This window comes from Bacteroidota bacterium (assembly GCA_030017895.1).
Lineage (GTDB): Bacteria > Bacteroidota > Ignavibacteria > UBA10030 > BY39 > JASEGV01.
The window spans coordinates 1-21456 of sequence record JASEGV010000054.1; the positions used below are offsets into that span (position 1 = coordinate 1).

Consider the following 21456-nt stretch of genomic DNA (forward strand, 5'->3'; position numbering starts at 1 on the left):
TTGCATGCTCAAGGAGATATAAAATGACCCACTCGAGTACGCGAAGACCCTAAAAATAGTTTCAAGTTTCATATTGGATTTTCCAATTAGTTTAAAATCTAAACTTACTACGATAGGCATAATAATTAGTTACAAAATAATGAAATAATTTGTTTGGAAAATCGGTCAGCTTTTGATATATTCAAAAAAAAATATAAACAATTATTGGAGGGAAGATGAAATTTATTTTTGTTCTTTTTTTCTTTTTGATGCAAGCGGCGTCGCAGGAAACGTTTAAATTGGAATATAAGTTTGAAAAAGGAAAGACTTATCGCTATAAGGATTTAGTTACGTCGAAAGTCAATCAAGAAATGATGGGAACGGTAACAAGAGTTGATACTAAAAGCGAGTTCATTCATAAGATAGTTGTTGATTCGGTAGCTGATAACGGGAATGCTGTATTGATTGTTTCTTTCGATTCGGTACGCGTATCGATTCAACAAAAAAAATTAGACACAACCATCATTGTGAATGAGATTATCGGGAAGAGAAAAAAGATTGCTCTTTCTAAATTTGGCGAAGTGTTACAAAAAGCAGTGATCGACAAAATTAAAATGGGTAACCAGATGGGAGGAGACGTGAGTCAGGAAGCAATCTCTTTTGCAATTTTTGCAGATCAAGAATTAAAAATTGGAGACAAATGGAAATCAACTTCACTTGATACGATTGATTTGATGGGGAGTAAAATTGCGGTTAAAACCAATGCATCATACAAAATTGTTAAGAAAGAAACAAAATTAGACCACGAGTGTTTGAAAATAGAATATAAAGCAGAAACTGAAAGCGAAGGTAAGTCAGATATGTTTGGTGTCGAGATGTACCTCGAAAGTTCCGGTGATATTGAAGGTGTTATCTATTTTGATCCTACCGTTGGCTTAATTATTTATGAAGAAACCGAAACCGATGACTCGATTACGCTGGCAACCACTGGTCCGCAGTCGATGATGATACCTATTACGCAGACATCGAAATTAAAGAGAACGATTGTGAAGTAACAAAAAGAGCCGAACTCCCACTTTGAGAAATCGGCTCAATTTTATCAATTGCTTTATTTATCCAATGATTTTTACCATCTTCTTGGAACATTTTTCACGCATCGGACCGTATCGCGTGCAATAAGTATTTCTTCGTTCGTCGGGATTACATAAGCTTTTAATTTTGATTCGGGTTTTGTTATGAGTCCTTCCTTTCCACCGATAGTTTTGTTGTTTGCTTTTTCATCTAATTCTAAACCAAAGAATTCCAATCCTTTGCAAATGCGTTTTCGGATATCGGAACTGTTTTCGCCAATACCTCCTGCGAAAACAATTGCATCGGCACCCTGCATAGTGGCGAGGTAGGCGCCGATATATTTTCGGGCACGTCCACAAAAGATATCAATTGCGAGGCGTGCACGGCGGTCTTCGTGTTCTTTTTCTTCGGCTAACAAATCGCGCATATCGTTTGTAAGTCCGGACAGACCTAACAGTCCTGATTGCTTGTTTAATATAGCGTATATTTCATTCATCGTCATTCCTTCCTTATGATGGAGGAACTCAATAATGGCAGGGTCCATATCGCCGCCGCGTGTTCCCATTACTAATCCTTCGAGAGGTGTAAGTCCCATTGACGTATCGAATGAATCGCCGTTCTTGATCGCACATGCTGAGCAGCCATTACCAAGATGAAGCGTGATGATATTAACTTTTTCTCTTTCGATGTTTACTAATTGTCTGTAGCGGTATGCGATATACCGGTGCGATGTTCCGTGAAAGCCATATTTACGTATTTTATGCCTGCGGTACAATTGATATGGTATTGCATAAAGGTATGAGGTTTCGTCCATTGTTGAATGGAAAGCTGTGTCGAATACGGCAACTTGCGGAACACCGGGACCTAATAGTTCGCGTGCTGCATTAATCCCTTTTAGATTTGCCGGGTTGTGCAACGGTGCCAACTCGATGCAATCTTCGATTCTTTCAATTACCTCGTCGTTTATTAAAGTTGACATTGTAAATTTCTCAGCACCGTGAACTACTCGGTGTCCGACAGCATGAATATCAGCAAGTGAAGTTATCCCGTTTAGTTTCGATTCGGGGGAAATTATCCATCGTAAAATAAAATCTAAAGCAGCTCTATGATCGCGAAGAGGCATTGCTTGTTTTATTTTGGGCTGACCTTCGACTTGTAATGTAATTAAAGCCTGGCTTCCGATTCGTTCCAAGTAGCCGCTTGCTATTCGTTTATCCTGATTTTTATCAATGAGCTCTAAATCTGTTTTGATGATTTGAAATTTTACTGATGATGATCCACAATTGATCACTAAAATATTCATAGTTTTCTCCATTTATTATTGATTATCGAAAGGACTGTAGTAAGATGATGGAGAAAGATAAGAAAATATTTTGAAGAATGCTAAAAAGGTCGGGTCATTCTAAAAAATACACTTACCGGAGATTTCACATCCGTTTTCCATGCAAAACCCAAACGATATTTTCCATCTCGTGAACCAATTGCAAATCCCAAATCGCTTTTCAGTGAACTGAATTTAAAAGTATCGAACCCCTCATCAAAAGTTACGTCATCAGCTACATTGTTAATATAACCGGCGTCGTAAAATAAAATTAAATTCAAATTACTCAGCATTGAAAATGGGAAGCCCGTATCATCGCTGAACATTTTTCCATTCACTACATACTCGATGTTTGCGAGTAATAAGCGGTTACCTGTTAATTCTTTATACATATATGCGGGCAGTGTGCTTATTCCGCCAAGTTCGTATGCGCGTTGAACGGGCAAAATTCCATTCGATGTAGCTGCTCTGAATCTGAAATTTATATTATCATATTTGCCGATTGGTTGATACCGGCGTGCATCAAAAACGTATCTATTAAATTCATAATCGCCTTTAAAAGATTTACCGGCAAATTCTGCTGTGAACGCCGTACTCCATCCAGCCAAATGTAGTTTGCGGTCATCGATCTTGTGTAAATCAAGAACGAGTATAATACTGTGGATTTTTCCGTCGTTTATTTCCGGATTAATTCTGAAAGATTTTTTGGTACGGAATAAAGACCAGTTAACATTATTATTCATTGAAGCGTATTTGTCATTTGAAAACGAAATTTTAAGTTGCATATCGGCTAATTGATTTCGTGTGTAATATCCAGCCCAAGTCGAAAATCCTGTACGCAAAAAGTAATCGCGGTAATCGTAGCGAAGTAATAAAGCATTAAGAGTGTTTTCTAAATTTCCAGCAAGCCACTGGTCGCGTGTATCTACGAGACTGTGTCCTTCAATCCCAAATTCAAAAAGTCTATTATCGAAGCCAAACTGCTGCGAGGCGCCGGCTTGGTATTCCCATTTGTGAACTCCGAAGCCATATCCGATTGACCCAAACAAAACAAACTTTCTTTCCCTGTCCCAGAAAAATTTGTGCGGCGACTGTATGCCGAAGAATAATCCCTCAACACGGTTATATCGGAAAAGAAATTTATCATCTATATTTTCTAAATATATTTTTGCTGAATTATTACGTGGTATCCCGCGGTCGGTTGGGAACGCGTATAAGCTGTATCTCTCTGCCTGTGGAAATTCATATTCGATACAGTCAGCGTTACACTCCTCATCCTCTTCTGAATCATCATCAAATATTTTGGTACCTAATTCCCGCTCAACCTGTGCAAACACATCTCTTACTATGTTATCAACCCGGTTCTTGATATTTCTTTTTTTCGTTTCCGATGTAGAGTCTTGTGCGAAACTTTCATTAACCGAAAAAGCAAAAATAAGTAATAAAGCCAATAAAGTTGTAGATTTTTTCATAATTTCTCCATCTAATTATTTGTTATCATCTTCTTTGTAGAGTGTTATACCCCAGTATTGTGCATCTTCCGGTGGGGTATCGTTCCAGCTATTGTATGAGTGCGAGTCGTCGGTTCGATACCGCAAGCGGTATTCCCCTTTATCGAGTAAAATTGTTGTGTTCACAATTCTGTTCTTACGTGCGCCGCCTGCATGAAAAGTCATTGAATAAGTCATCTCCCAGATTACTTTTTTGGTGTTAGCGTTTTCAATACTCCCATAGTCGAACATCTCGTTCCGCTGCCCTTCTCCGATTGAATAGATTCTGATGCGGGTTGGTTCGTTAAGATAAAAAGTTTCTAGTAGATTTGCATTGTCGCGGACGCGTACAATTTGAGCAACTATATTTTTATCACGTTCCGGTGTATATTTCTCGACCGTACTTTTTTCGAATTTATCATCAACAGCATAAATTGTAATTCCCCAATGTCCTTGATCATACGGTGGCGAAACGTTCCAGTCGTTGTAAGAATGAGAATCATCGCTTTGAAAATTAATTAAGTAATTCCCTTTTGGTAGATGCACAATTTCGTCTGTCATTCTATTTTTTGATCCGCCGCCGGCGTGAACAGTTTTATCTACATTCATTTCCCAAACTTTTTCGCGTGTCTGTGCATTAATAATCCAGCCATAATCTGCCATTTGCCGCCGCGAGGAATATCTTTCGCCGATTGCATATATCCGCACATCCAAATCTTGTTTGAGTGTAAATCCTTCGCTCCGATATTCGGTGTTGCCTACTTTTGTTATCTCTGCAATCACATTTTTGTCTTCGTTGTATGTAAAAAGTTTAAAGTTATTTTGGTCGGCTTCCGTTTGTCCTATCAGTGTGATGCCGTAGTTTAATGGATCGTGAGGGGGCGCATCATTCCAATCAAGATATGAGTGCGAATCGTCCGTAAAATAATAGACGACATATTTTCCCGGATTAAAATTAATAGTACCATCGAATTTTAAGTTTTTATCGGCACCGCCGGCTTTTGTTGTATTGCTTTTCTTAAATTCCCAAATCCGTTTCCGCGTTTTAGCATCAAGTATAAATCCGTAGTCCGATAGATCGTCGCCTCGTACTCCATCGCCTAAAGCGTAAATATGAATTGCAACAGGTTTACTTAAAATAAAACCTTGTTCTATGTATTCATTTTCACCCAAACCGATTGATTTGTATAGAACATGCGGAAAATCTTTTGGTGGATTAAATAATGATATTTCAGCCCGTTCGTCTGCTAATAACTCAATGCCCCAGTTTTTAGAATTTTTCATCCAATCTCTATAAATATCACCGCCAAACCAATCTTCTATCCACGAAAAAATCCAATCGTGCCTGCCTCTGATACTGACAATGTCGTCGCTGTTCCTATGGTCGATATTGGCGCGAATATTTGTAAACGTCGATTGATAATCGAAATACGTTGCAGCAAAGTAAACCTCGAACGATCCTTTTGGGAGAGTAATAAAATCATCGCACTTCCTATCGCTGCCGGTTAAACTCGTGTTATCTCTCGTCATTAGCCAAACTTTTTCGCGTGTATCCGAATTAATTATCCAGCCGTATGCGAACAACTTGTCGCGATAGTCGCGTTTTTTTTCTGAAGCAGCCCCTCTTGCTTTGATGTGAATTGTGGTTTGCTCATTCAGTTTGAAGCCCCCAGATTTTAATTCTGTGCGGCTAAAATCTTTTAACTCGATGAATGTTTTTTCTCCAGCAATCAAAAAACCTGCGGCTAACAGAGAAAAAAAAGCTATAACAATAATTTTATTCATAATAGTACCTAGTCGTAATTTCTTAATTGCCTTACGATAATTAGCAGATTTGGTTTCGTTAATACGAAAATGTGAAATATATCACCACAAATCGGGAGATGTAATATAAAATCTGCAAAATTCGGCTGTTTAGTTTGTAATAACCCGTATTTTTGTTATATTTTTACAACAAATTAGTATGAAAATAAAAGCGGCAGAAAATATTTTTAATTTATTTGACGATGCGGTTCTTGTCGCTGATTCGTCTGGTAAAGTTATTTATGGTAATAACGCTTTATTTGAAATGTTTAAAACTAAAAAGGCGGATGTTTTTGGAAAAAATGTGTATGAATGGAAAAACGGGCGGTTAAAACAACTCGAAAGCATAGTCTCAAAAATACTATCACAGAAAATTATTGTTAAGGATTTCGAGTTACAACTTCCGGATTTTACAAATAAAGTTATCAAAGTAAATGTTCGTGAAGAATCGGATATTATAAAACCGGGCAGCAACATTCTTTTTGTCTTTCGGGAAATTGGGGATAAACAATGCAATGAGGAAAACCGGAATTTATCTTCAGCCATTTCGAGCATTAATGATGCGGTTTGCCTGACCGACCTAAATCATCATTTGACTTTTGTGAATGAAGCATTTTTGAAACTCTATGGATATACACAGAGAGAAATAATTGGAAAGCACGTCAAAATTCTTCGCTCGTCAAGAATGGATCAGGAAACCATAAATGCAATAATGGCAACCGTAACGACGGGCGGCTTTATAGATGAGATTTGGAACAGGAAAAAAGATGGTACGGAATTTTTAGTTCAACTATCAACTGGCGTTATTAAGAACGATAAAGGAGAAACTACTGCATTTATTGGCGTTGCTAAAGATATAACAGAACGAAAAATTGCAGAAGAAAAACTTAACTTGCTTTCCGAACAGAGGAAAAAATTAGTCGAAATTTCTGAATTTTTATTTTCAACATTATCTTTGGATGAATTACTAGAAAGAGTTTTTAAATCTTTAGGCGAAGTAATTCACTACGAAGCATCCGAGCTCTATTGGTTGAACGAGGAGGAACAACTATTGGAATCAACCTTGATTCCCGGCTCAATGACTGCAGAATCCGGTTTTCAAAATTGGTCGATTCCCCCCCCCGCTCGGTTTATCCACATAGTTTACATTTAGAAAGCGATCATCTAATATGCCTCCCAATTTTATCGGATGAAAAAGTAATTGGTATTTTTGATATTTCTCGTTCTTCGCCCCCGTTTACAATAGAAGAATTTGAGTTAGTTAAGTTATTTATTAGTTATGCATCGCTCGCTATAAACAACATCCAATCATTCGAAAAAATAAAATTGTCAGAAGAGAAATACAGAAGTATTATTACGTGGGCGCCTGTCGGTATTTATCAATCGACCCTTGAAGGTAAACTACTTTCAGTCAATAAACGGTTTGCCGAAATACTCGGTTACGATACGATGGAAGAACTTCAAATCAAGAATCTAAATGATATTTACTATATAGAAAGTGAACGCTCGAAACTAATTGCCGAATATGAACCCATTGGTTTCGTATCAAATGTCGAAGTTTTATGGAAGAAGAAAGACGATTCCCCAATTTGGATTGAATTAGCAGCTCATGCAACTAAAGATGACTCCGGAAAAACTATTTACTTTGAAGGTTTTATAACCGACATTTCGGAAAGGAAAAAAGCACAAACCGATTTGCAGAAAAGCAAAAACCGCTATCAGGATTTAGTCGAAAATATAAATGATATTTATTACACGATTGATGCGAAAGGTAAATTAATCTATGGCAGTCCTAACTTGTTTATTAAAACCGGCTACTCTCCTGAAGAAATTCTTGGAAAAAATTATTTAATATTAGTTTCGAAAGAGGATAGGCATAAAATTTATGAATATTATTTGGCACGCACTTCTGACGGAACTGTTGATACAAAAGTAGAGTTCCGTGTTCAATTAAAGAACGGTAATAATGTTTGGATCGAACAATCAACACGAATTTTGAGGGATGAGCATGGTAATCTTGTAGAATATCGAGGTATTGTTCGCGAAATTGATGAAAGGAAAGCAGCAGAAGGTGCTCTTCATGAAAGCGAAGCGAAGTACAAAAAATTATTCGTTGATGATATAACGGCTGATTTTATAGCAACACCCGATGGCAAACTGCGCGCCTGCAATCCTGCTTTGGTTAGAATGTTCGCTTTCGTTTCAGAAGAAGAAGCCTTAGTTACAAATTTATCCGAATTGTTTACTACTGTAGAAAGTGCTGAGAAAGTACTGAGTTTAGTAGAGAAGCACAAGCGTCTTGAATATCACGAATTGGAAATGCGCCGCCGCAATGGCGATGCTCTGTTTATTATCGCAAATATAATAGGAAAATTCGATGAGAACAACCATCTTACTCAGTTAACCGGTTATCTGTTCGACGATACGATTCGGCACAACCTCGAACATCAGTTGCGTCAATCTCAAAAAATGGAAAGCATTGGCACACTCGCCGGTGGTATTGCTCACGATTTCAATAATGTACTCGGTGCAATTATGGGATATTCCGACCTCGCTATGGAAAAAATTTCAACCACTGATCCTCTTTCCAAGTACTTACAGAATATTCATCTGCTAACCGAACGAGGTGCACGAATAACACGACAACTTTTAGCATTTTCGCGCCGTCAAATTATCGATCCGAAAAATATCAATCTTAATATTCTGATTTCTGATTTATTGGCATTGATTGGAAAAACTATTGGTGAGGATATCGAAATTATTTTTAAACCGGAGAAAAATCTAAAAACGGTCTATGCCGACTCGGCACAAATGGAACAAGTTATACTAAATCTCTGTGTTAATGCCCGTGATGCAATGCCATTAGGCGGGAAGCTAGTTATCGAAACTAAAAATTTAGTAATAGATGAAACGTACATCCAATATAATCCCGGATTAAAAGCAGGGGAATATGTTTTACTATCTGTAAAGGATACCGGAGTCGGAATTCCTGAAAATATCCGCGAACGAATTTTTGAACCGTTCTTCACAACGAAAGAACAAGGTAAAGGCACCGGACTTGGGCTGTCGATGATTCATGGTATTCTTGGGCAGCACAATGGGTTCATTGATTTAGATAGTGAAATTAGCAATGGAACAACTTTTAAAATATATATACCAGCTAGCGAGGTCAAGCCGGATATCGCTAAAACAGAATTTGTAAATTCGAATCCTACAGGTAACGAAACTATACTTGTCGTTGAAGACGATGCCGATATGCGTGAGATGATAAGTTCACTTTTAGGAATGATGGGTTACAAAATTATTTCGGCATCAGACGGTGAAGTGGGGATTGCTAAGTTTAATGAAAATATCACAAAAATTAATCTTATCGTGTCGGATGTAATTATGCCGAGAAAAGGGGGGAAAGAGTTATACGATTATGTGAAGAAGAAACTGCCTAATATCGGTTTTCTGTTCATCAGCGGTTATACTGCCGATGCTCTACATAAAAATTTTATTTTGGATGAGAAAATTAACTTCTTATCCAAACCGTTCAGTCCGAATGAAATAATTAATAAAGTAAGAGAAATTTTGGACAGCGTTTAAAACCAAAAACCCCCGATTCCATTTTGAAAACGGGGTTTTTTCATTTTTAGTGTTTGATACGTTACATATTATTTATAATCGCATCACCAAACTCGGAGCACTTTACTTCTTTCGCGCCTTCCATCAATCGTGCGAAATCGTATGTTACAACTTTCGATTTGATTGCGTTGTTTAGTCCTTTGAGAATTAAATCGGCAGCTTCTTCCCAGCCCATATAGCGTAACATCATCTCGCCACTTAATATTACTGAACCCGGATTAACTTTGTCGAGGTTAGCATACTTTGGTGCAGTTCCGTGTGTTGCTTCGAATACTGCATGTCCCGTAACGTAGTTAATATTTCCACCTGGTGCAATACCGATTCCACCCACCTGCGCTGCGAGTGCATCGCTCAAATAATCTCCGTTCAAGTTTAGAGTTGCAATAACGTCGAAATCTTCCGGTCGAGTTAGAACTTGTTGTAAAGTAATATCTGCGATTGCGTCCTTAACTAAAACTTTGCCGGAGGCAAGTGCTGCTTTTTGTTCGGCGTTTGCTGCGTCTTCGCTTTTATCTTTCTTAGTTTGTTCCCACTGCATCCATGTGTAAACTTTGTCTCCGAATTCTCTTTCGGCTAATGCGTAACCCCAATCGCGGAAAGCGCCCTCAGTGAATTTCATTATATTGCCCTTGTGAACAAAGGTGACGGATTTACGTTTCTGCTCGATTGCATACTTGATCGCGGCGCGTATGAGTCGTTCGGATCCGTAATTAGAAACCGGTTTGAATCCAACGCCAACTTGTATCGATGAATCGGTTTGCGATATGCCGGCAAGCTTCTGCCAGTCTGTTATTTTTGCGTTCTTTCCGAAGCGAATCTTCTTGAACATATCGGGAAATTCTTTTTCAATAAAGTCGAGAACCTTTTGTGATTCGGGTGTACCGGCTGCGAATTCAATTCCTGCGTAAATATCTTCGGTGTTCTCGCGGAAGATTACCATGTTCACCAACTCAGGTCTTTTTACCGGCGAAGGAACGCCTTGGAAATACTGTACCGGTCGCAAGCAGACATAAAGGTCAAGCATCTGCCGGAGAGCGACATTTAATGAACGGATACCGCCGCCAATGGGTGTTGTTAAAGGTCCTTTAATGCCGATTAAAAATTCTCTGAATGCATCCACAGTTTCGTCGGGCAACCACGAGTTGAATTGTTTGAAAGATTTTTCACCTGCGTACACTTCCATCCATGCGATTTTCTTTTTTCCGCTATAAGCTTTTTGTACTGCTGCATCCAGCACTCGAATTGATGTGCGCCAGATATCCACACCTGTACCATCGCCTTCAATGAAAGGGATGATAGGATAATCAGGGACGTTCAATTTTCCATTATGGATTGAAATCTTCTGACCATTTTCAGGAACTTTTAATATTTGATAATTTGACATAAAATCTCCATAAATATTTATTTACTGTTATCTATAAAAAAAACTTACCCACTCAAGCAGAAAATAAGCAAAAGTTGAGTGGGTAAACTATTGGTTTCAAGAATAAGAATTAATCTTCCCCTTGGGCTTTAGTAAATCCCAAAGCACCATCGAATTCGTGCAATTTTTCGATGTGGGTCCACTTATGCTTTGTGATGATAATTTTCAGAAGTTCCAAAAGTTCTGGATCGGATAAACTGTTTTCAGGATTTTTTAAAATAAAGCGGCACCGGTATTGATCGACACAATCGGTAATGGCTCCGGTTGGAGGGTAAACTTTCGTCCCGCGGTTAGATACCATTTTCAATTTTAAAGCTGTCGGCTGTGATAACACTTCCATGCTTTTACCGATTTGGTCAGGGCTTAAATTTGTTTCAACAAAAATATCGGTTCCTACAATGCGCCGTGATTTAGGTTTTACAAAATCCAAGTCGCTTGAAATATTCCACATCTTAATCGGCTTGTGGTCGCGAACTCGCCACTTTTCCGATTTACGTCCGAAGTTTTTAATGATTTCATCAGTGTACACACTGGTCGGCGTTCCTTTATCGTATCCGACTACATCACCTGTTTTAACTTTACCTTCTTCTAAAGTTACTAAAACAGCATGTTCAATCATTGCGGCGGCATCGAATTCATCTAAATATCTCAACATCATTACAGCCGACATTAGAACAGCAGTTGGATTGATAACGTTTTTACCCGCATACTTAGGTGCTGAACCATGGACTGCTTCAAATATTGCAACTTCATTACCGAGATTTGCTGAGGGTGCAAATCCTAGTCCACCTATTAATGCCGATGTTAAGTCGCTGATTATATCTCCGTTCATATTCGTGGTTACGATAACATCGAACTGCTCAGGTTTTTTCACTAATTGATGGGCGCAGTTGTCTATGATTATATGATTCGATTCGATGTCGGGATATTCGGGTGCTATTTCTTCAAATGTTTTCTTAAGAAGACCTTCAGTTAATTTCATGATATTCGATTTTGTGGCGCAGTGGACTTTCTTCCGCCCTTCTGATCGTGCGAACTCGAAAGCCAGACGTACAATTTTCTCGCATCCTTTTCGTGAAATAACTTTCAAACATTGGGCAACACCGGGCGTCTGCATGTGTTCGATGCCTGCGTAAAGGTCTTCAACATTTTCACGTACAACAACTAAATCGATTCCGCGTCCGCTGTATGGAGTCGTAATACCGGGAAGTTCTCTTGCTGGTCTTATATTCCCAAAAGTTTCAAACAGTTTTCTTAATGTAACGTTGGCGCTTTTCTCTCCAAATCCGACTGGGGTTTCAAGCGGTCCCTTTAACGCAACTCGTGTGTGCATAATGGAATCTATAGTATCTTTTGGAACTCCCGATTCCACTCCTTTTCTGAATACGCTTTCACCGGCATTATGTTCTTCCCACTCGATTGCAACGCCGGTAGCTTCGATGATTTTCGTGGTTGAGTGAACGCACTCAGGTCCTATTCCGTCTCCGGGAATTAACGTTACAAGTTTTTTTCCGTTTTTTGTCCTGTATTTCATTTTAGTTCTCCTTTTTTTTAACCGCTTTTGGCGGGATTGTTTTTCAGTTAGGTAATTTTCTCCTTGCCATATTCAGCATACCGCCGGCTAGGAGGATTTCCTTTTGTCTTTCTGTAAGGTCATAGTTGAGTTTTATTTCTTTATTTTTTGTTAGAATTTTTAGAACAACTTGTCCTTTCTGTTCGCCTGATTTCAACTGTTCTCTGATACTCTCTAAAGCTAACTCGTCTCCGAAATCGATGTTGTTATAATCATTCGCGTCGGAGAAAGTAAGCGGTAAAATTCCAAAGTTTATTAAATTTGCCCGATGAATACGGTTGAATATTTTTACGATGACGGCTTTAACCCCCAAGAATCTCGGTGAGAGCGCAGCATGTTCACGGCTTGACCCTTGTCCGTAGTTGTCGCCGCCGATGACGAATCCGCCGCCCCACTCTTTGCATCGCTTTGGGAATTCCGGATCGACACGTGTGAATGTGAATTCAGAAATTGCAGGGATGTTCGATCTTAAAGGAAGCACCTTGGCGCCCGCGGGTGAAATATGGTCGGTTGAAATGTTGTCGCCTGCTTTCAATAAAACTTTGCCCTTGACAGTTGCGGGCATCTCATCGAATTGTGGAATCGGTTTGATGTTAGGTCCGCGAATGATTTCAATTTTCTCCGGATCGGTTGCGGGCGGAACAATCATTGAATCTACGATCAAATATTTTTCCGGTTCACTGCGTTTCATGGGTTGAATGTTAAAAGCTTTTGCCGCATCCCGCGGGTCGGTGATGTATCCCATAAGTGCCGTTGCAGTAGCGGTTTCCGGCGACGCCAAATATGCTTTCGCGTCCATCGTTCCGGTTCTGCCCTCGAAATTTCTGTTGAAGGAGCGCACCGAAACTCCGCCGCTTGGCGGTGCTTGTCCCATGCCGATACACGGACCGCAAGCCGATTCAAGTATTCGCGCGCCAGAAGAAATAATATCTGCTAGTTCATTATTGCGAGCAATCATTTCAAAAACTTGCTTTGAACCGGGTGTGAGTGTGAACGATGTGTTGGGATGGATTGAATTATTCTTCAGCATGTGCGCTGCAACGCTCAGGTCAAAGTAACTTGAGTTAGTGCAGGAACCGATGCAAGCCTGGTCAGCTTTAATTTTTTGTTTAGCAAGTTCGCTTACTTTCACTACGTTATCCGGCGCGTGTGGTTGTGCGATTAATGGTTCTAACTTATCGAGGTCAATTACCAATCCGTCGAACTCAACTGTAACAAAGCCAGCTTTATCCGTTTCGCTAATAGATAAATTTATCGCACTTCCTTCTTTCAATGCCGCAATCGCGCGTTTGTCGTTTTCGGTGTGTAATTTTATATCGACACGATCGTAAGCTGCCCCGGCATCCGCCTTTAATTCCTTCCAGGCGTTTCCTCTTCCTTGAGCTTCGAGATAACCTTTAGTAACTTTATCACTTGGGAAGACAGATGTTGTTGCGCCAAGCTCGGCACCCATGTTTGTAATTGTGAACCTATCGCCGATAGCTAACGAATCGACACCGGGTCCATGATACTCAATAATTTTATTGATGCCGCCTTTACAAGTGAGCAAACGGAGAACTTCGAGTATGATATCTTTTCCTGAGACCCAGGGCTGCAAATTTCCCGTAAGTTTCACTCCTAAAATTTTTGGCATCGATATCACGTATGGCTCGCCAGCCATTGCGAGAGCGATGTCTAATCCGCCCGCACCGATAGCAATCATTCCAAGCCCGCCACCTGTTGGCGTGTGCGAGTCGGAGCCGATTAAAGTTTCACCCGGAACTCCGAATCTTTCACGGTGAACCTGATGGCAAATTCCGTTTCCGGGACGTGAAAAATATATTCCGTACTTAGCGGCAACGCTCTGTAAATACTGATGGTCGTCAGCATTCATAAAATCTTGTTGAAGCATATTATGGTCAACGTAGCTTACCGAAAGTTTTGTACGGATGCGAGGAACACCCATCGCTTCGAACTGCAGGTATGCCATCGTACCGGTAGCATCTTGAGTGAGAATTTGATCGATACGAATTGAAATTTCAGAACCCGGTTCCATTTTCCCTGAAACGAGGTGGTCTCGAAGAATTTTTTGAGAAAGATTATGTGCCATTAGGTTATCTCCATAGGTTAAGAACTAAAATGTTATTGAAAAAACTGTAGAATTATAGCAAAAATAAGGTTGAAATGCAATCTTGATTATCATAACAATAATAACTATATTTGTAACAAATTTTAATCAATCATTCAATTTTTTTATAGGAGATTTAATGAAAAAGACAATATTTTTTGTAATTTTAGCAGTTCTGTTTGCTAACCTCATGTTCACCGGATATCAATGCGGTTCTGCCGAAATGACGAGCTCTAAACTTTACATGCAAAGATCGGAATGGGAGAACGCGAAGGATCAACTTCAAAAAGAACTTGCAAAGCGGCCGGAAAATTATGAAGCATGGTACTGGCTTGGACGAGTGAATCACGAACAGAAGAACTATCCTGAGATGTTAAGTGCATTTAACAATTCGTTAAAATTAAGCGGTCAGTTTACAAAAGAAATCGATGCTATCCGTCTGAGCGTATGGGCACAAACTTTTAACAAAGGAGTTGAACATTTTAATTCAGCTCTGAGCAGCGAACCGGACAAAGCACCTGAATTTTTCGACAAAGCTATCAGTCAACTCAAAACTGCTATCACAGTTCAACCCGACAGCTTCCCGCCTTATCGTGTGTTAGCTTTAACTTTTTATGGAATGAAAGATAAAAATAACGCAGAGAATTATTTGAAAGAAGCACTTGCACGACAGAATGACGGGCATCTTGGCAGAATATTAGGAGGTATTTATTATGACCGCGCAATGTCGTTGAAAGCAGAAGCTTTGAAATTGGAAAGTCCTCAGAAAGAAGAAGCTTTCGCTAAAGTAAAAATTATTTTTAATCAGGCGATACAAGCATTAGAACATGCTTTAGTAGCTTCTCCGAATGACGCAGCTATTTTAATCATTCTGAACGATTCATATATCGCTGCTGGTAGAACTGAAGACGCTATGAAATCGTATCAGCTGGCGATCGTTGCCGACCCGAATAACAAACTTGTCCATTACAACTATGGCGTGTTGTTGCTGCGTGCTGCAAACTTTGCAGAAGCTGCTGAACAATTCGAGATAGCTTTAAATATCGATCAAGATTTCACAGACGCTTTGTACAACGTGAGCGCCACTTATATGCAGTGGGGTGCAAGGATGAAGGAAAAAGCGGAAGCAGAAATTAAAAACGATAAGAACAAACAGTTGGATAAATCTTTCGAGGAGAAATTTAGAAAAGCTAAAGGTTTTTTAGAAAGGTTAGTGAAGTTGTCCGAGAACGATGTTGCTGCATGGGAAACTTTGGGAATGGCTAACACACTTTTGAATATCCCAAAGGAAGCCAAAGTGGCATTCGATAAAGCCGATAGCTTGAGAAAAGCAAAATAATATAACAGAAAGTTTTTTTATGACTAATCAACCGCAACAACCACAACAAATAAATATTGAACTCGGTGAAAAAGAAGCAGAAGGAATCTATTCGAATTTAGCGATAATTACACACTCGCCCGCTGAATTTGTAGTAGATTTTACACGAGTTCTTCCCGGCGTTCCAAAAGCGAAAGTGCACGCACGAATAATTATGACTCCGCAGCACGCAAAGTTATTGCAGAGAGCATTAGAAGATAATATCGACAAATTTGAAAAACGGTTCGGTGAAATAAAAATTCAAGGCGAACCGAATGCCGGTGGATTTGGTTTTCAACCAACAGACCCGCAAACCAGAGTTCATTAAGAATGGATAAACAACCATTTGGCAACTTTTTATTTGTGTTGCACACACATTTACCGTATGTAGTTACACACGGTAAATGGCCCCACGGTTCCGACTGGTTAAACGAAGCCGCTGCTGAAACTTACATACCGATTTTAAACATACTCGGCGAACTCCTGTACGAAGGATATCATCCGAAGTTGTCGATGGGTATCAGCCCGGTGCTTGCCGAGCAATTGGCTGATCCGGTTTTCAAAGATTCGTTCGTTCATTATCTCGACGAAAAAATTGCTGCTGCTAAGAAAGATGAAAAATATTTTCAAACGAACGGCGACACCCACCTGAAACATACAGCCAAATTTTGGATCGATTGGTACAGCGCAAGAAGAGACGACTTTGTTCACAAATACAATTCCGATTTAATTTTTGCTTTTCGAAAATTGTTAGAAACGGGTGTGCTGGATATTATGACTTGCGGAGCTACTCACGGTTATTTCCCGTTATTAAGCCATGACTCAAGCATCGATGCACAGGTAAAGGTTGCCATCGCAACACACGAGCGACACTTTGGTGTAAAGCCCCGCGGTATTTGGCTGCCCGAATGTGCTTATCGCCCAAGATACAAATGGAAACCTCCGGTAAAAGTTCAGGGGCTTGCCGCAGAATATGAGCGACAGGGTGTTGAAGAAATTTTAGCAGAGAATGGAATCGAATATTTTGTGATTGACTCGGCTATGCTATTAGGTGGAAAACCAATTGGTGTTTATCTCGAAAGGTTTGGCGGATTGAAGAAAATTTGGGAACAACACGAAAAACAAATTTCTATAAGAGAAGAAGAATTTGAAAAATCGGTTTACGATTTATACTTAGTCGATTCGCCAGATAGCAAAATCTCTCCTTCGGTTGCGGTTTTTACACGCGATCCGAAAACAAGTTTACAGGTTTGGAGCGGCGATTATGGTTATCCAGGCGACGGTGCATATTTAGAGTTTCACAAAAAGCATCATCTGAGCGGGCATCGTTATTGGCGCGTTACACACTCGGATGCCGACCTTGCCGATAAGCTAAAATACGAACCTGAAAATATCGAAGACAAACTTGAATCGCATTCGTCTCATTTTGTTGATATTGTTGCCGAGACATTAAAGGAAAATTATGCGAAGACTAAAACTACCGGTGTACTCACTTCACCTTTCGATACTGAACTCTTTGGCCATTGGTGGTTCGAAGGTCCGCGTTTCTTAAAAAAAGTTTTAATGAAGTTGGAAAAATCAGACCACATCAATTTAACAAATGCCGCTACTGAACTTGATATGAGGCAACCTGATAAAGTTGTTCAACTTCCGGAAGGATCATGGGGTGAAGGCGGGCACCATTTTATTTGGTTGAACGAGAATACAGGTTGGACTTGGAAAAAAATATATCAAAATGAAATACTCTTCAAACAAACAGTCCAAAAGTATCTTTCTTCTGCCGACGAGAAGATGCAATTTCTTTTAACTCAAGCTGCGCGCGAGTTGCTGCTTCTGCAAGCATCCGACTGGCAGTTTTTAATTTCAACACAAGCAGCTAAAAATTACGCTGAAGAACGTTTCACGAATCACGACAGCGATTTTAACAGGTTACTAAAAACCGCTATCGCTTATGCTGATACCGGAATTATTCCGGATGCTGATTGGGAATATGCAAACGAATGTTTGGAGAGGAATGTTATTTTTCCCGAAATAGACCTAAAAATTTGGTTAAAATAGCCGTCTTCTCCTTTTCCGCCTTTGGCGGATTTATTTTTTTAGTGATATAGAGCATCGGTTCTCGGACTGCTCTTGATATTAGAATACTTTCTATATATATTCGAGCCAGATAATAAAACAAAATTTATGGCAAATAAAAGAGTCAAATTTTTGTATTGTAGTTTGGTGCTGTTCTTAATGCTCACTGCAGTTAATTGTAACCTGCGAAAACCGGTTGCACCGGTGTGGGATGTTCAGGTCAACTTTCCAATTGTAAACCGCCCTTATTCAATTGATTCACTTATCAGAAAAGATACTTCTCTTATCATAATCAACCCAACAAACGGGCTACTGACTTATTCATACACTCAACCGGCTGCTTCCGATAGTGTAGGCGATAAAATTAATATGAAACCGTCGCAGCCGCCACCATTCAAAATTGCGGCTGGTTCAATTCCATTCAGAGATTTTTCGATTGGTGTCAACATCCCGAATCCGGGTATTCCTTCCGGAATTATTCCTCCAGGCGATCTTCCACCGATTTCAATACAGATGCCTTCGAGCGATCAATTCGATTTCTTGGAATTTGAAAGCGGAGTTATCAAGTTAACAGTAACCAATTCAACACCCCTCACAATTACTTTCGATTCAATCCGGTTTATAGATAGAGACATTAACAAATTCGTTTTTAATATAGGAACTGTTCCACCTTTTGAATCGCGTTCCGCACAGAGTATTTTGGATGGCAAAATCGTTCGACTTCCGCTAACGTTGGATACCGTACGCTCCCGCACGCCGGGTAGCTCGACACCCGTTACAATTCCAGACCCAATATTGAGAATTCAATTAGATTTTTTAAATTTAAACATAAATAGTGCACGGGCAAAAATTCCTCCAACAGATGTCTATCGGATAGATAGCTCAAAATTTGTAATCGATTCTTCGCCCTCACCGACCAAACTGAAAATCGCTCGTTTTAAAAGTGGTGCTGTTAATTTAAAATTAAGAAACGATTTCGATGTTACAGCAAATGTGATCTTATCACTGCCCCAGCTTTATAACAGAACTACACAGCAACCGTTTTTAATCAATAGAACAATTGCCCGGAACGATTCATTGGTTATCCCGGTAAATTTATATAATTATGAGTTCAGGTCGGCTGCACCAACTGAGACACTAACTTACACGGCATCAATTCGGCAGCTCGGTTCAGAATGGGATACTACGCAGTTTAGAACCTTTTCTCGCACAGACGAACTTGTAGCTTCCCTGCAAATTCTTCCACCTCCGCAGGATGTGTTCATCCTCTCTTATGTCGAGGGTGTTTTAAAACCAACTTTACTAAATTTCGATACTCTGTTAAATATTAAATTAGGAGATATCCCAACAATTTTTTCAATCGACAGTTTACGTTTGCCTGATGCAGCTTTTGTATTAAATCTTTCAACTCCTAATATTCCGATACAAATTGATGGAAGCATAAAGTTAGATGATTCTATAAAATATTCCATCACAATTCCGCAAACTAATCTTGCAGCGAATTCGACAACGCCGGTTATAATCAGTGGTGGTAATCTTGTTTCTACACTTTCGCGGTATGTTTCTACAAATAAGACTCTTCCGAATTCATTCAAGTTAGGTACGAATGCAACCATCAATCCATTTTATGTGGTCGGTTCAATTTCGAGTTCGGATAAAATCGGCGGGAATATTTCATTCGATATCGCATCGAATATAGGTATTAAAGGAGGAGTTTTTCGAGATACGCTACGACTCGGAGATGAAAAGAATGATAACGGCGAAACGGTCGAGTTAGATTCACTTTTAATCAATCGTCTTCAATCAGGATTTATTAATTTTACTCTCTCGAACGGAATACCATTAGGAACAAGAATATCTATAAAATTGCTCGATGCTAACAGAATATTTATCCAAAACTTACCGGGCACCGGTCCTGTTCAAGTAACTTCTGCTCTTGTTGGTGTCGATGGGTTTGCTTCGCAGGCAGTTCAATCAAAGTTTTCTGTTGCAATGAATAAAACTGAGTTTGATAACCTGAACAAAGCAAAGTTCGCAGTGGTCGAAATTATATTCAATACACCAGATTCTTCACCCTCAGTAAAATTCAGAAATTCAGATAAAATGAATGTTCGTGTTTTTGGAACATTCAATTATCGGGTAGAGGATTAACGGATATGAGAGCGAAAATTATATTTGCTGTTATATTTTCGACTGTGTGCCAGTCGGCAAATGCCGGAGGTGATCTTACAAATTTACAAGGTATCGGGATGGCGCGAACCTATACGGCAATCGCACGTGGTATAAATTCAGTCGGAATCAATCCGGCTAATCTTGGATATCCTGATAAAGGAACTGTAACATTTAATTTATTTAACTTTGGAACAAAAGTCGGGAGCGATTTAATAGATTTAGATTTATACGAGAAGTATTTCACCGGCGACAAAAATGGTGATCCAATTTTCCTTAATGATGCTGATAAAAGAAAAATACTGGAAGTCTTTCCTTCGGGATTGGCGCAAACAGGATTTAATTTTGAATTTAAGTTATTATCATTTTCATATCAGCATTCTAATGTTGGCGGATTTGTAGTGAGTATTCTCGAAAGAACGGGTGCCAATGTTTTGATGCCAAAAGATTATGTCCAATTTTTGCTCTACGGAAATCCCCTCGGCAGTCGCTATGATTTCAGTCAAACTTATTTTAACTCGATATGGTACCGTGAATACTCACTTTCGTATGGCAGAAAAATTCCCCGTTTTGTTTTTATGAAGTCGATGACTGCGGGTATTTCAGTTAAAATGATACACGGATTTGGTTTTGCAGAGTTGAGTCGTAATAACACGCACTTCACAACTGATGCGAATGCTAAAATTGCGGGTCGGGTAGATTACCAAGCAAAATTTGCAGGTGTAGATATTTTAAAAGAAGAAAGTGATGTAGAGTATTCGCCATTCCCCAAACCTGCTGGTTCGGGATACGGGATTGATTTTGGCGTTTCAGGTTTTGTTAATGACCAACTGAGTATCGGAATTGCGCTGACAGATGTTGGTGCTATCAAATGGAAACAGAACACGTATGAAAATTCAGGTAATGCATCGTTTGATTTCGACGATCCTCGAACAGCAGAGGAACAATTCAACAATTTGGATACATTGCTGAATGGAACTAATAAACCTATCAAGAATTTTTCATCCGGTTTGCCGACAGTATTGCGTATTGGTGCGGCATATCAGTTTGATAAAGCCCCGTTCATAAGTAAGATCCCGGGCGAATTACTTTTGGCGCTCGATTACAATCAGGGTTTTAATAATCTTGCAGGAAATACTACTAAACCCCGATTCTCGTTCGGGGTTGAATATAAACCTTGGAAGTGGCTGCCACTCCGTACTGGTGTTTCACTCGGTGGTGTTGATGGTTTTAATATGGGATTTGGTTTTGGAATTCTCTTCAGCTTTATGGACATCGAGTTTTCATCCGAAAATTTTGATGCAGCCATTTCGCCAAGAAGTGTGAGCAGAGTATCGTTTGCTTTCGGGATGAAGGTTCGGATATAAATTAGTTTTTAGTTGTTAGCTTAGAACCCAAAACTAACTAACTAACTGAAGTTACGCAAAAGAGTCATTCTGAACGAAGTGAAGAATCTGAAA

The 21456-nt window shown here is 39.5% G+C and carries 14 protein-coding genes; 8 read left to right on the forward strand and 6 right to left on the reverse strand.

Annotation, left to right across the window (positions count from 1 at the left end; translation table 11 throughout):
* Nucleotides 1-215 precede the first annotated feature (215 nt).
* A complete protein-coding gene (locus tag QME58_10450; GenBank protein ID MDI6804247.1) occupies nt 216-1034 on the forward strand; it encodes a hypothetical protein in 819 nt (272 codons plus the stop codon).
* A 71-nt stretch (nt 1035-1105) separates the two neighbouring features.
* Here the strand turns inward: QME58_10450 and QME58_10455 are convergent, their stop codons facing one another.
* The 3 genes from QME58_10455 to QME58_10465 all read right to left on the reverse strand — a co-directional run bounded on the left by QME58_10455 (nt 1106) and on the right by QME58_10465 (nt 5646).
* Nucleotides 1106-2353: an acetate kinase gene (locus QME58_10455; GenBank protein ID MDI6804248.1), complete on the reverse strand. Its 1248-nt coding sequence runs from the start codon at nt 2351-2353 to the stop codon at nt 1106-1108.
* Nucleotides 2354-2433: 80 nt separating this feature from the next.
* Nucleotides 2434-3843: a BamA/TamA family outer membrane protein gene (locus QME58_10460; protein MDI6804249.1), complete on the reverse strand. Its 1410-nt coding sequence runs from the start codon at nt 3841-3843 to the stop codon at nt 2434-2436.
* A gap of 15 nt (nt 3844-3858) precedes the next feature.
* Nucleotides 3859-5646, reverse strand: a complete 1788-nt coding sequence (locus tag QME58_10465) for a hypothetical protein (protein ID MDI6804250.1) — start codon at nt 5644-5646, stop codon at nt 3859-3861.
* Nucleotides 5647-5824: 178 nt separating this feature from the next.
* Between QME58_10465 and QME58_10470 the strand changes: the two genes are divergently transcribed.
* Together QME58_10470 and QME58_10475 are read left to right on the forward strand one after the other, a co-directional pair.
* Nucleotides 5825-6817 (forward strand): PAS domain S-box protein, encoded by a 993-nt coding sequence (locus QME58_10470; GenBank protein MDI6804251.1) that lies wholly within the window; start codon nt 5825-5827, stop codon nt 6815-6817.
* A complete protein-coding gene (locus QME58_10475) occupies nt 6769-9252 on the forward strand; it encodes a PAS domain S-box protein (protein MDI6804252.1) in 2484 nt (827 codons plus the stop codon). Before QME58_10470 ends, QME58_10475 begins: the two co-directional genes overlap by 49 nt.
* Before the next feature lie 61 nt (nt 9253-9313).
* Here QME58_10475 and icd read toward each other — a convergent pair whose 3' ends face one another.
* The 3 genes from icd to QME58_10490 form a co-directional block, all read right to left on the reverse strand.
* The gene (gene icd / locus QME58_10480) at nt 9314-10675 is read right to left on the reverse strand and encodes an NADP-dependent isocitrate dehydrogenase (protein MDI6804253.1); all 1362 of its coding nucleotides are present in this window, start codon (nt 10673-10675) and stop codon (nt 9314-9316) included.
* A 109-nt stretch (nt 10676-10784) separates the two neighbouring features.
* The gene (locus QME58_10485; GenBank protein MDI6804254.1) at nt 10785-12248 is read right to left on the reverse strand and encodes an NADP-dependent isocitrate dehydrogenase; all 1464 of its coding nucleotides are present in this window, start codon (nt 12246-12248) and stop codon (nt 10785-10787) included.
* A gap of 43 nt (nt 12249-12291) precedes the next feature.
* Nucleotides 12292-14376: an aconitate hydratase gene (locus tag QME58_10490; GenBank protein ID MDI6804255.1), complete on the reverse strand. Its 2085-nt coding sequence runs from the start codon at nt 14374-14376 to the stop codon at nt 12292-12294.
* A 157-nt stretch (nt 14377-14533) separates the two neighbouring features.
* Between QME58_10490 and QME58_10495 the strand changes: the two genes are divergently transcribed.
* The 5 genes from QME58_10495 (at nt 14534) to QME58_10515 (ending at nt 21363) form a co-directional block, all read left to right on the forward strand.
* Nucleotides 14534-15733 (forward strand): tetratricopeptide repeat protein, encoded by a 1200-nt coding sequence (locus QME58_10495; GenBank protein ID MDI6804256.1) that lies wholly within the window; start codon nt 14534-14536, stop codon nt 15731-15733.
* A gap of 19 nt (nt 15734-15752) precedes the next feature.
* Entirely contained in the window at nt 15753-16079 is a 327-nt protein-coding gene (locus tag QME58_10500; protein MDI6804257.1) for a DUF3467 domain-containing protein, read from the forward strand.
* 2 nt (nt 16080-16081) lie between these two features.
* Nucleotides 16082-17809, forward strand: a complete 1728-nt coding sequence (locus tag QME58_10505; protein ID MDI6804258.1) for a DUF1957 domain-containing protein — start codon at nt 16082-16084, stop codon at nt 17807-17809.
* 126 nt (nt 17810-17935) lie between these two features.
* Nucleotides 17936-19978: a hypothetical protein gene (locus tag QME58_10510; protein ID MDI6804259.1), complete on the forward strand. Its 2043-nt coding sequence runs from the start codon at nt 17936-17938 to the stop codon at nt 19976-19978.
* Nucleotides 19979-19983: 5 nt separating this feature from the next.
* Complete coding sequence (locus tag QME58_10515; protein MDI6804260.1) at nt 19984-21363, forward strand: DUF5723 family protein; 1380 nt, start codon at nt 19984-19986, stop codon at nt 21361-21363.
* Nucleotides 21364-21456: the final 93 nt, after the last annotated feature.

What these genes read in the sequence shown, in the direction of transcription:
- QME58_10450 (MDI6804247.1), top strand. Translation starts at nt 216, where the DNA reads ATGAAATTTATTTTTGTTCTTTTTTTCTTTTTGATGCAAGCGGCGTCG.
- QME58_10455 (MDI6804248.1), bottom strand. Translation starts at nt 2,353, where the DNA reads ATGAATATTTTAGTGATCAATTGTGGATCATCATCAGTAAAATTTCAA.
- QME58_10460 (MDI6804249.1), bottom strand. Translation starts at nt 3,843, where the DNA reads ATGAAAAAATCTACAACTTTATTGGCTTTATTACTTATTTTTGCTTTT.
- QME58_10465 (MDI6804250.1), bottom strand. Translation starts at nt 5,646, where the DNA reads ATGAATAAAATTATTGTTATAGCTTTTTTTTCTCTGTTAGCCGCAGGT.
- QME58_10470 (MDI6804251.1), top strand. Translation starts at nt 5,825, where the DNA reads ATGAAAATAAAAGCGGCAGAAAATATTTTTAATTTATTTGACGATGCG.
- icd (MDI6804253.1), bottom strand. Translation starts at nt 10,675, where the DNA reads ATGTCAAATTATCAAATATTAAAAGTTCCTGAAAATGGTCAGAAGATT.
- QME58_10485 (MDI6804254.1), bottom strand. Translation starts at nt 12,248, where the DNA reads ATGAAATACAGGACAAAAAACGGAAAAAAACTTGTAACGTTAATTCCC.
- QME58_10490 (MDI6804255.1), bottom strand. Translation starts at nt 14,376, where the DNA reads ATGGCACATAATCTTTCTCAAAAAATTCTTCGAGACCACCTCGTTTCA.
- QME58_10495 (MDI6804256.1), top strand. Translation starts at nt 14,534, where the DNA reads ATGAAAAAGACAATATTTTTTGTAATTTTAGCAGTTCTGTTTGCTAAC.
- QME58_10500 (MDI6804257.1), top strand. Translation starts at nt 15,753, where the DNA reads ATGACTAATCAACCGCAACAACCACAACAAATAAATATTGAACTCGGT.
- QME58_10505 (MDI6804258.1), top strand. Translation starts at nt 16,082, where the DNA reads ATGGATAAACAACCATTTGGCAACTTTTTATTTGTGTTGCACACACAT.
- QME58_10510 (MDI6804259.1), top strand. Translation starts at nt 17,936, where the DNA reads ATGGCAAATAAAAGAGTCAAATTTTTGTATTGTAGTTTGGTGCTGTTC.
- QME58_10515 (MDI6804260.1), top strand. Translation starts at nt 19,984, where the DNA reads ATGAGAGCGAAAATTATATTTGCTGTTATATTTTCGACTGTGTGCCAG.